Origin of the sequence: Gordonia jinhuaensis, assembly GCF_014639795.1 — a bacterium.
Lineage (GTDB): Bacteria > Actinomycetota > Actinomycetes > Mycobacteriales > Mycobacteriaceae > Gordonia_B > Gordonia_B jinhuaensis.
Genome location: NZ_BMGC01000071.1, coordinates 1 through 5,740 on the forward strand (window position 1 = coordinate 1; position 5,740 = coordinate 5,740).

The window sequence follows — 5,740 nt, forward strand, 5'->3', positions numbered from 1 at the left end:
AACGGCTGGAACGACCGCAAACACCCCTTCGTATGGACAAAAACCGCAGACGAAATCCTGAAGAAAGCTCAACCCAAAACGTATTAACGAAACGAGACACTAGCGCAATCATCTCCCGCGCAGCGGCCGTCAGCGGTATCGTTGAATTCGGTTGCGAAACAAACGATTGCGCAGGCGCGTGCAAATCGCCCGATTCGGAATTGTCAGACACCGGCGGTTGCTGAACCACGAAATTCCTGCTCCTACTGCGGCTTCGGTGCCGTCTTGGGTATGCGTCATCGGCGGCGCAGGGTTGCGTCGCGCATGAGGGTGCCTCGGATGTGCTACTGCATGGACTGTGCGGCGACAGGGCGCCGCAGATTCGTCAGTGGCTGGTGACCGTGGAACTCAACACGGATTCGTCTTCACGCCTGGCCTTTTCGGTCGCCTCGATCAGGCTGCGCGGACGGATGTCGGTCCAGTGGGTGTCGATGTAGTCGAGGCACGCTTGCCTCGAATCCTCGCCGAACACTGTGGTCCACCCCGCGGGAACGCGGGCGAAGGTGGGCCAGAGCGAGTGCTGGTTCTCATCGTTGACGAGAACGATGAAGGTACCCGATTCGTCGTCGAAAGGGTTAGCCATGTGTCCTCCAGGATCATCGCGGTGGCCGCCACGTGGACCCGACGCAGCCAGATGCCTACGCGAGACCCCCGGTGCAGCCAGTTCCATTGTGGCGTGACAATCAGAGATTAGGCATTGATTCTGACAATTCACTGTCAGGTGTAGTCCGATCAGCCCGCAGTCAGAGCGTTGAGGGAATTCATATTCGCCGCTGGGCTAACGTTACGGACGCGTGTAGCGATAAACGTCGCGGGTGTCGTGCATCCCGAGGCCGCACATGCGCTTCTGCACTCCCGCACCGACCCTCCCCCAACCCGCAACGGAAGCGAGCCGATGTCATCTCCGACTCCTGTCGGCACACTCATGGGATCCGGCATCGAGGTCGAACACCTCGGCAAGGATTTCGGTGGTCAGACGGCTGTCGACGACGTCAGCTTCACCGTTGCACCGGGCACGGTCCTCGCACTCCTGGGACCCAACGGCGCGGGCAAGACCACCACCGTCTCGATGCTCTCAACCCTCCTGCAACCCGACCGGGGAACGGCCCGGATCTGCGGATTCGATGTGAGAGATAGATCACACGATGTTCGACGGATCATCAGCCTCACGGGACAGTTCGCGGCGCTCGACGAAGCACTCACCGGTCGGGAGAACCTGACGCTGTTCGGTGAATTGAACGGTCTGTCGCGGTCGGCTGCCCGCACTCGAGCCGACGAACTCCTCGGCTACTTCGACCTCACCGACGCCGCCCGCAAACGGGTGGGCAAGTACTCCGGTGGGATGCGTCGCCGCATCGACATCGCATGTGGGCTGATCGTGCGACCCCAGGTGGTCTTTCTCGACGAGCCGACCACCGGCCTGGATCCGCGCAGCCGCATGGGCGTGTGGAACCTCGTGCGAGCGCTGCGATCGGAGGGTGTGACCACCGTCCTGACCACCCAGTACCTCGAGGAAGCCGATGAGCTCAGCGATCGGATCGTGGTGATCGATCACGGCACGGTGGTGGCCGAGGGCACCGCCGACGAGCTCAAGACCCAGGTGGCCGACACCTACTGCGAGATCCAGTGCGCCCGCGTCGCGGATGTCTCTCGGGCGGCGACCGGTCTGGCGTTCACGCTGGGGTTGTCGGTGACCCGGGTCGGCGACACCGACGACCGAATCGCACTCGCCGCCCGCGACGGTGCGGCGACGGTGGCCGCCGCCGCCGGCTTCCTCGCCGACGCGGGGATCGAGGTCACCGACATCCGACTCGCTCGCCCGAGCCTCGACCAGGTGTTCGTGGCGTTGACCGGCGGCGACGCACATGCCGATCCGCAACGACGCGGCCGCCACGCAGCGGCCGGTCCGGCAGCCGCCTCATGAGTGTCGACACGCAGGTCCGCACGCCCGGCGCACCCGCTGACGCCGCGCAGCGGCTGTTCGATCAGGACGCGGCCCCGGTGCGCTCGGGTGCGGTGATCGGTCCGTGGTGGGCGCTGGTGCGCCGCGGGCTGCGCAGATCGGCCCGATCCGGCGAGTTGATCTCGGCGATCGTGTCGCCGGCCTTGCTCGCAGCCTGCTTCTACTACCCGCTGCACCGCACGATCGGTGCGCAGGGCATCGACTACGGTCAGTTCCTGCTGCCGATCATCGTGCTGCAGTCGGTGTCGTTCGTGGCCACCGGCGCCGCGGTGCGCTCGGCCACCGACATCCGCGAAGGCATCTCCACCCGTCTGCGCGCGCTGCCGATGCCGGCCAACCTGCCGTGGGTGTCGCGACTGTCGGTGAACATGGCCGTCGCCGCGGTGTCGGTCGCCGTCGCATTCGCCTGCGGTCTGGCGATCGGGTGGCGTAATCACGGCGGGGCCGGTGGTCTGGTCGCGCTACTGGTGGTGATCGTCGCGGTGACGGTGCTCGCCGCACTGGCCGCCGACACCCTGGGTGTGACCACCGCCAACCCGGTGCTCACCACGCAGATCGTGACGCTGCCCTCTCTCATCCTCGGCATGCTCTCCACCGGCTTCATCCCGGAGTCGAACTTCCCCGAGTGGATCCGCCCGTTCGCGCGCAATCAGCCGATCTCGCAGTTCATCGACGCCATGCGCACCGTCAGCGACGGCGAGTTCGCCTGGCATCGCATCGCTTCGGCTGCCGCCTGGTGGGTGGGACTGACCGTGGTGACCGTGATCTGGGCGCAGCGGTCAGGACGCCGATGAGCACCTCCGAGGCCGCCCCCGACACCCGACCGCGACTGTTCGCGGTCGACGAACCGAACTCGGCCGAGCGCAAGTCGGCCGAGCACTCCGACGCCGGCGTAGGCACGACCCCGCGCGACACCGAGCGCGAGATAGTCACCTCCGCACCGACCGGTGAGGCGCGCGGGAGCGGATTCGGCTCGTGGATGCGGCAGTCGGCCATCCTCACCCGCAGGCAACTGCTCGTCCTGGTGCGCGACCGCGGCACGCTCTTCGAGGGCCTGGTCACCCCGGCGTTCACCATGCTCATGCTCAACGTGGTCCTCGGGCACGGCATGGAACTGACCACCGGACACAAGGCGGCCTATGGCATCGTGCCGCTGGCGATCCTCATCGGGTCGATGTTCGGTTCGCTGGCCGGGGCGGTTCGCCTCACACAGGAACGCCGCACCGGTGTGCTGACCCGTCTCTACGTGATGCCGGTCCACCGTGCTGCCGAGCTGACCTCGCGGGTGGCCGCCGAGCTCGTCCGCATCCTCGCCACCTCCACAGTGCTGCTGATCATCGGATTCGCCATCGGATTCCGCGTGACCCACGGGGTGGGCAGCGTGCTGGGAATCCTGGGGATCGCCCTGCTCTACGGCATCGCGTTCTCCACGATGGTGCTCGGACTCGCCGTCGCCACGGTGAACTTCCCGCTGGTGCAGGGCCTCGCGCTGCTGTCGACGCTGCTCATGTTCTTCAACACGGGTTTCGCTCCCGCGTCGAACTACCCAGGCTGGATGCAGCCACTGGTCCGCCACCAGCCGATGAGCCCGGCGATCGAGGCGATGCGCGGGCTCTCACTCGGCGGTCCGGTTGCCCGCCCGCTCGCCGAAACCGCGCTCTGGGCGCTGGTGCTGTTCGCCGTCTTCGCGGTGCCCGCAGTGCGCGGTTACACGCGGGCCGCCCGCAACAGCTGACCCGGCGCCGCCCTGGGGGCACCCATGACTTCGGCCATCCGGGCCCGGGCAGGCGGGTGCACGGTCCAGAATCTCATGTGACGGGCAACACATGAGGAGTGACATGACAGACGTGATGAATCACAGCGACACCGAAGCCGACGTGCACGACCGACCGGCCGACGCGAGGATCGTCACGGGCCGACCGTCCACGCACGGCGATTCCTATCAGCTCAACACCACCACCCTCATCCGTCATTCGGCGCGCACCTATCCCGAGCAGGAGATCGTCTACCGCACCGCCGACGGCGGCTGGGATCGCTACACCTATGCCGACTCGTACTCCCGGATGCAGCGCATCGCGAACGTGCTCACCGAACTCGGCGTGACGCCCGGCGACGTGGTGGGTGTGCTCGACTGGAACTCCCGGCGCCACTTCGAGCTGTACTGGGCGATCCCGGGCACAGCGGCGGTGATGCTGCAGATGAATCTGCGGCTGTCGACGGAGGATCTCGGCTTCGTCGCCACCCACAGCGAGGCACACACAGTCCTGGTCGACGAGTCGCTCCTCGGCGTCGCCGAAGCACTGGCACCGCATGCACCCGGGGTGCGCAACTGGGTGGTCATGTCGGATCGGCCGGCCGAAGAGATCGACACCAGCCTTCCCAACGTGCATCACCTCGAGGATCTGATGGCCGCGGCGTCGCCGGAGTTCGACTGGCCGATGATCGACGAGAAGTCCGCCTACAGCGCGTGCTACACGACCGGCACCACCGGACGCCCCAAGGGCATCTACTACTCGCACCGGGGCATGTATCTGCACACGCTCTCGCAGTCGGCGCATCTGGGGATCAACGACACCGACACCGTCATGATCACCACGCCGATGTTCCACGCGCAGAGTTGGGGACTGCCGCAGTCGGCGGTATACGGGGCGGCCAAGATCGTGCTGCCTGGTCGCTATGCGGTCGAGGAGATCGCGACTCTGGTCGACGTGATGATCACCGAGGACGTGACGGTCACCAACGGCGCACCGGCGATCTTCTCCCCCATGCTCGACCACATCAAGACACTCGACGTGCCGCCGGACTTCCGCCGGGCGCGGTTGCTCTCCGGAGCCAGCGAACCCGCGCTGTCACTGATGCGGGAGTTCTATGAGATCACCGGGGCCGACATCATCCACGGCTACGGCGCCACCGAGACGACGCCGCTGGCCACCTCGAATCGCGGGGTCAAATCGACCATCGCGGCATCTCTTTCCGAGGAACAACGCTGGGATCTCAAACGACGACAGGGCCTTCCGGCGACGGGTATCGACATCCGCATCGTCGACGCCGACGGCAACGACCTCCCCCACGACGGGGTCAGCCAGGGCGAGGTGCTGCTCCGCGGCCCGTGGATCATCGAGAGCTATTACCACCTCGATGACAACGCCGATCGATTTCTCGACGGATATTGGCGCAGTGGCGATGTTGGTGTGATCGACGAGAATGGATATCTGAAACTCACCGACCGGCTGAAAGACATCATCAAAAGCGGCGGCGAATGGATCTCCTCGATCGACATGGAAAATGCCATCGTCGCCCACCCGAGGGTGGTGGAGGCCGCGGTGATCGGAGTGTCACACCCGCAGTGGCAGGAGCGTCCGGTTGCCTTCGTCGCCACCAGCGACGGCGAGGACATCGGGATCGACGAGATTCACGCGCTGCTCGGCGATCGCTTCGCGAAATGGCAACTGCCGGATACGGTTCTGCTCGTCGATGCGATCCCGCGGACGAGCGTCGGCAAGATCAACAAGCGCGCACTGCGTGACGATTACGGGGATCTGTACGCCTGAGGCGGATTCGGTTCGCCGCCTGCGGAACCGGTGTCATTCACGTGAATGATCTTGGCATTTCTGGTGATTCGGTGTTGGTTTCCCGCCTCTTCCTGATTGACGGTGCGTGGAACAGGTTCTTGCGACCACAAGATGTAGGGGTGAGCAAGATCGCGGGGTGATGGGCGGTGTCGCTGGAGGTGTAGGC

The 5,740-nt window shown here is 65.5% G+C and carries 6 protein-coding genes; 5 read left to right on the forward strand and 1 reads right to left on the reverse strand.

From position 1 onward, the window contains the following. A partial coding sequence (locus IEW22_RS20325; protein ID WP_229742926.1) for a hypothetical protein occupies window positions 1–224 on the forward strand: 224 nt, incomplete at its 5' end. 140 nt (window positions 225–364) lie between these two features. Here the strand turns inward: IEW22_RS20325 and IEW22_RS19480 are convergent. Next, window positions 365–622, reverse strand: coding sequence for an MbtH family protein (locus IEW22_RS19480; RefSeq protein ID WP_188588991.1), 258 nt, complete (start codon window positions 620–622; stop codon window positions 365–367). 312 nt (window positions 623–934) lie between these two features. On the opposite strand from IEW22_RS19480, the gene IEW22_RS19485 reads away from it, so the two are divergent. The 4 genes from IEW22_RS19485 to IEW22_RS19500 all read left to right on the forward strand — a co-directional run bounded on the left by IEW22_RS19485 (window position 935) and on the right by IEW22_RS19500 (window position 5,553). Beyond that, the gene (locus IEW22_RS19485; RefSeq protein ID WP_229742927.1) at window positions 935–1,963 is read left to right on the forward strand and encodes an ATP-binding cassette domain-containing protein; all 1,029 of its coding nucleotides are present in this window, start codon (window positions 935–937) and stop codon (window positions 1,961–1,963) included. Then, window positions 1,960–2,796: an ABC transporter permease gene (locus IEW22_RS19490; RefSeq protein WP_229742928.1), complete on the forward strand. Its 837-nt coding sequence runs from the start codon at window positions 1,960–1,962 to the stop codon at window positions 2,794–2,796. The genes IEW22_RS19485 and IEW22_RS19490 overlap by 4 nt, the downstream gene beginning before the upstream one ends. After that, window positions 2,793–3,737 carry an ABC transporter permease gene (locus IEW22_RS19495; protein ID WP_188588993.1) on the forward strand — a complete coding sequence of 315 codons (945 nt, stop codon included), beginning with the start codon at window positions 2,793–2,795 and terminating at the stop codon, window positions 3,735–3,737. The genes IEW22_RS19490 and IEW22_RS19495 overlap by 4 nt, the downstream gene beginning before the upstream one ends. A 115-nt stretch (window positions 3,738–3,852) precedes the next feature. Next, window positions 3,853–5,553 (forward strand): long-chain-fatty-acid--CoA ligase, encoded by a 1,701-nt coding sequence (locus IEW22_RS19500; protein ID WP_188589003.1) that lies wholly within the window; start codon window positions 3,853–3,855, stop codon window positions 5,551–5,553. Window positions 5,554–5,740 lie beyond the last annotated feature (187 nt).